The organism is Streptomyces sp. MZ04 (genome assembly GCF_004684775.1).
GTDB lineage: Bacteria > Actinomycetota > Actinomycetes > Streptomycetales > Streptomycetaceae > Streptomyces.
This window is the reverse complement of record NZ_SRIC01000443.1, coordinates 1-4532: the sequence shown is the minus strand read 5'-3', so window position 1 is coordinate 4532 and position 4532 is coordinate 1. Positions and strand designations below refer to the sequence as shown.

At 73.6% G+C, this 4532-nt stretch carries 4 protein-coding genes; 2 read left to right on the top strand and 2 right to left on the bottom strand.

The features are described from left to right. Nucleotides 1-1511, top strand: a 1511-nt coding sequence (gene lnt / locus E2651_RS41415; protein ID WP_135336429.1) for an apolipoprotein N-acyltransferase, incomplete at its 5' end; no start/stop codon positions are given. On the opposite strand, the gene E2651_RS41410 is transcribed toward lnt, so the two are convergent. Together E2651_RS41410 and E2651_RS41405 are read right to left on the bottom strand one after the other, a co-directional pair. Next, nucleotides 1435-2340: a Gfo/Idh/MocA family oxidoreductase gene (locus tag E2651_RS41410; RefSeq protein WP_135336428.1), complete on the bottom strand. Its 906-nt coding sequence runs from the start codon at nt 2338-2340 to the stop codon at nt 1435-1437. The genes lnt and E2651_RS41410 overlap by 77 nt on opposite strands. A gap of 19 nt (nt 2341-2359) precedes the next feature. Next, nucleotides 2360-3613: an FAD-dependent monooxygenase gene (locus E2651_RS41405; protein ID WP_135336427.1), complete on the bottom strand. Its 1254-nt coding sequence runs from the start codon at nt 3611-3613 to the stop codon at nt 2360-2362. A gap of 89 nt (nt 3614-3702) precedes the next feature. On the opposite strand from E2651_RS41405, the gene E2651_RS41400 reads away from it, so the two are divergent. Next, the gene (locus E2651_RS41400) at nt 3703-4317 is read left to right on the top strand and encodes a TetR/AcrR family transcriptional regulator (protein ID WP_135336426.1); all 615 of its coding nucleotides are present in this window, start codon (nt 3703-3705) and stop codon (nt 4315-4317) included. The last annotated feature ends 215 nt before the right edge of the window (nt 4318-4532 follow it).

Genomic DNA, 4532 nt, shown 5'->3' with positions numbered 1-4532 from the left:
CCCTCGCCTTCCCCGCCCCCTCCCTGTGGTGGTTCGCCTACGTCGCGCTCGTGCCGTGGATCCTGCTCGCGCGCTCGGCGGGCACGGGCCGCCGGGCCGCGCTCGACGGATGGCTCGGCGGGATCGGGTTCATGGTGGCCGTGCACCACTGGCTGCTGCCGAGCCTGCATGTGTTCACCCTCCTCATCGCCGCGCTGCTCGGCCTGCTGTGGGCGCCCTGGGGCTGGCTGGTGCGGCACTTCCTGGGCGGGGCCGCGTCGCCGCGGCGGACGGCTGCCGCGCTGCTCGTGCTGCCGTCCGGCTGGCTGATGGTCGAACTGGTCAGGTCCTGGGAGGGCTTGGGCGGCCCCTGGGGGCTGCTCGGCTCCAGCCAGTGGCAGGTCGGCCCAGCGCTGCGCCTCGCGTCGGTGGGCGGGGTGTGGCTGGTCAGCGCCTTCGTCGTCGCCGTCAACGTCGGCGTCGCGGCGCTCGTCGTGGCGCACACCGCGCGCGCCCCGTGGGCGACCCGCGTTCCGGCCGTCGCCGGGCTCGTGACCGTGGCCACGATCACCACATCCGCCTGGGCGTGGGCGCCGCGCCCCGAGCCCGCCGGACGGATCCGGGTCGCCGTCGTCCAGCCGGGCGTCATCGACGGGGCCGACGGCGTGGACAAGCGGTTCGCGCGCCAGGAGGCGCTGACCCGCTCCCTGGCGGACCGGGACCTGGACCTCGTCGTCTGGGGCGAGAGCAGCGTCGGCCACGACCTGACGCGGCGCCCCGACCTCACGCGCCGGATAGCCGCGCTGTCCCGCGAGACCGGCGCCGACATCCTGGTGAACGTGGACGCCCGCCGCTCCGACCGGCCCGGCATCTTCAAGAGCTCCGTCCTGGTGGGCCCGCAGGGACCGACCGGCGACCGCTACGACAAGATGCGGCTCGTCCCCTTCGGTGAGTACGTCCCGGCCCGCTCGCTGTTCGGCTGGGCGACGTCCGTGGGCAAGGCGGCGGGCGAGGACCGGATACGCGGTACGCGTCCGGTCGTGATGAACGTCGGGGACGGCCTCAAGGTCGGGCCGCTGGTCTGCTTCGAATCGGCGTTCCCCGACATGAGCCGTCATCTGACGCGCGAGGGCGCCCAGTTGCTGCTCGCGCAGTCGTCCACCTCGACGTTCCAGTCCAGCTGGGCCCCCGAGCAGCACGCCTCGCTCGCCGCGGTGCGGGCCGCCGAGACCGGCCGCCCCATGGTGCACGCCACGCTCACCGGCGTCTCGGCGGTGTACGACGCGGACGGCGAGCGCGTCGGCGCCCCGCTCGGCACGTCGGCGAGCGCCACGGCGACATACGAGATCCCGCTGGCCACGGGCGTCACGCCGTACGTCAGGTTCGGCGACTGGCCCGTGCACGGGGCCCTCGCCGTGCTCACCGCCCTGTGCGCGACCGAGGGCGTGCGTTCGCTCAGGCGGCCTGCTCCTGAGCCGCGCGGACCACGCGCTCGCACAGCTCATGGGTCGCCAGCGCATCCCGGGCACTGAGCACCTTGCCGGCGCGCACGGCGTCGAGGAAGGAGAGCACCACCTGCTCGATGCCGCGCTGCCGGGCCACCGGCACCCAGTCGCCGCGCCGCCGCACGGTGGGCTGGCCCTTGTGGTCGACGACCTCGGCGAGATTGACCACCTGCCGCTTGGTGTCCTGCCCCGAGACCTCGAGGATCTCCTCGGTGGAGCCGCTCATCCGGTTCATCACGCCGATCGCCGTGAACCCGTCACCGGCGAGCTGCAGCACGATGTGCTCCAGGAGCCCGTCCGCGATCCGGGCGCGCACGCCGACGTGGTCGATGGGTCCCGGCACCAGGAACCGCAGCGTGTCGACGACGTGGATGAAGTCGTCGAGGACGAGCGTGCGCACGTCCTCGGGCAGCCCGACGCGGTTCTTCTGCATCAGGATCAGCTCGCGCGGGTGGTCGAGGCACTGCGCGTAGCCGGGTGCCAGGCGGCGGTTGAAGCCGACGGCGAGGCTGATGCCGCGCTCCTCGGCGAGGCGCACGAGCCGCTCGGAGTCGGCGAGTTCGTACGCGAGGGGCTTGTCGACGTAGACGGGAACGCCCGCTTCGAGCAGCCGCGTCACGATCTCGGGGTGCGCGGCGGTCGACGCGTGCACGAACGCGGCGTCCAGGCCCTGCGCGAGCAGCGCGTCCAGGTCGGTGTGGCAGCGCTCCTCGGGGATGTGGTGGACGCCCGCGATCCGGGCGAGGGTCGCGGGCGTGCGCGTCTGCAGGTGCAGTTCGACTCCCGGCAGGGTGGTGAGCACGGGCAGATACGCCTTCTGCGCGATGTCACCGAGTCCGATGCAGCCGACCTTCACCACTGTCTCCTCTAACGCTCTACTTCTGTACGCGCTGCTCCTGCTCGACGCGTTCCGTTCCCGCAGCATACGGCCGCTGCGGAGGGCGCCAGTCGGCGATCGAGGCGAAGCCGCGCAGGATCAGGTCGGGGCCCAGGCGCGCCACCGCGCCGACGAGGGTGTTGCGTACGGCGATGAGCGGGGCGCCCGTCAGATGGGTCAGCCGGGCGGTGCGTGCCGCCTGCCGGACGATCGCCGTGGTGCGCGGCACCCGCACCGCGCTGTAGGCGGCGAGCCCGGCGGACAGGTCGCCGCCGGGTGCCGCGTGGTGGGCGAGCACCACGGCGTCCTCGATGGCCTGGTTGCCGCCCTGGCCGAGGCTGGGCGTCATGGCGTGCGCGGCGTCGCCGACGAGGGCGGTGCGGCCCCGGTGGTAGGCGGTGAGCGGTGTGGTCAGGTGGCGCACGTCGTTGCGCAGGATGTCCTCGGGGCGTGCGGCGTCGATGATCGCGGGGATCGGGTCGTGCCAGTCGGCGAAGCGGCGGGCCATCTCGGCCTTCTCGCTGTCGGGGCCGTGGCCGCCTTCGGGCACGGTGGCGGTGCCGTACGCGTAGATCCTGCCGTCCTTGAGCGCGTGCGTTCCCCAGACTCCGCCGCGTCCCCAGGTCTCGTGCGGCTCGAAGGGGCGGCCGGGGTCGGGGATGACGAGGCGCCAGGCGGTGAAACCCGCGTACTCAGGCTGGGGATGCGCCGGGAAGAGAGCCGTGCGCACGGCCGAGTTGATGCCCTCCGCGGCGACCACGAGGTCCGCCTCGATGTCGCCGTCGTCGGTGGTGACTACGGCCCTGCGGTCGGCCGCGCCGGGGTCGGCGAGCTCCGCGCGCACCCCGGTGCGCAGGGCGTCTTCGGGCAGCGCGGAGACGAGCAGGTCGACGAGGGTCGCGCGGTGCAGGAGCACGAGCGAGCCGCCGAACTCCCGCGAGGCCGCCGTGGCGCTGGTGCGCACGAGCCAGCGTCCGTTCTGCGCGCGCATCCCGCCCCCGCCCTCCCAGGCGGCGAGCTCGCGGACCCGCTCGCCGAGGCCTAGGACGTCCAGGGCGCGCTGGGAGTTGGGGGCGAGCGCGATGCCCGCGCCGACGGGCTCCAGGGTGGCGGCCCGCTCCAGGACGGTGACCCGCCAGCCCGACAGGTGCAGGCCGATGGCGGCGGTGAGGCCGCCGATGCCGCCGCCGATGACGACCGCGTACGGCCGCCCGCCCCGCTCGGTCCTGCGCGCTTGCTGTCCCTGTGCCATGGCGCCTCCTCCACCCCGACCCACTACACCTGTAGTGGGCGATGACCCGACCGTACTACACCTGTAGTGGATGGCGATAGGGTGGCCACATGTCCGTACGCAGCACGGGGAAGCCCCGCACCGAACTGATCGCCGACACGGCACTCGCCCTGCTCACCGAGCGCGGCATGCGCGGTCTTACCCACCGGGCCGTGGACGAGGCGGCGGGGCTGCCGCAGGGATCGACGTCGAACCACGCACGCACCCGGCTCGCACTCCTGGAGGCCGCCGTGCGCCGGCAGGCGGAGCGCGAGGCGGTGGTTCTGGATCCCGGCGAGCTGCCGGACCCCGCAGGCGGCCGCGAGGCGCTGATCGCCTCACTCGCCCTGGCGCTGCACCGCTACCTCTCCGGCGACTTCCGCCAACTGCTCCTCTCCCGCTACGAACTGGCCCTCGAGGCGACCCGCAGACCGGAGCTGCGCGCCTACTACGACGCGACAGGGGCGCAGTTCAGGGAGCCGCTCACGGCCATGCTGCGAGCCGCGGGGTCGCCGGACCCCGAGCGGCACACGCTGGCCCTCGTGGCATGGACGGACGGCCTGCTCTTCTCGTGCGTGGCCGGGTCGTACCACGCCACGGTGCCGGGCGAGGAGGAACTGCGCGCGGGCTTCCGGGAGCTGCTGCGGGGGATGCTGGGCGAGGAGGAGTGCGGTACCGCCAGGTAGTCAGGCCCCTCCCCTGACCCCAGCGGACGCGTCCCTTCACCCATGCGGGGCATCCTGAGCCGATACCCTTCCCGAAGGGCGGGACAACCCAGCAGAGTTGCCCGAATGCACCGAACCACGACCACCGCGACGCTCCTGGTATCCGTGGCCGTCACCGCCGTCTCCGGCTGTGTGAGCGTCGAGCGGAAGCCCGCGCAAGGACCGGCCCCCGTGTC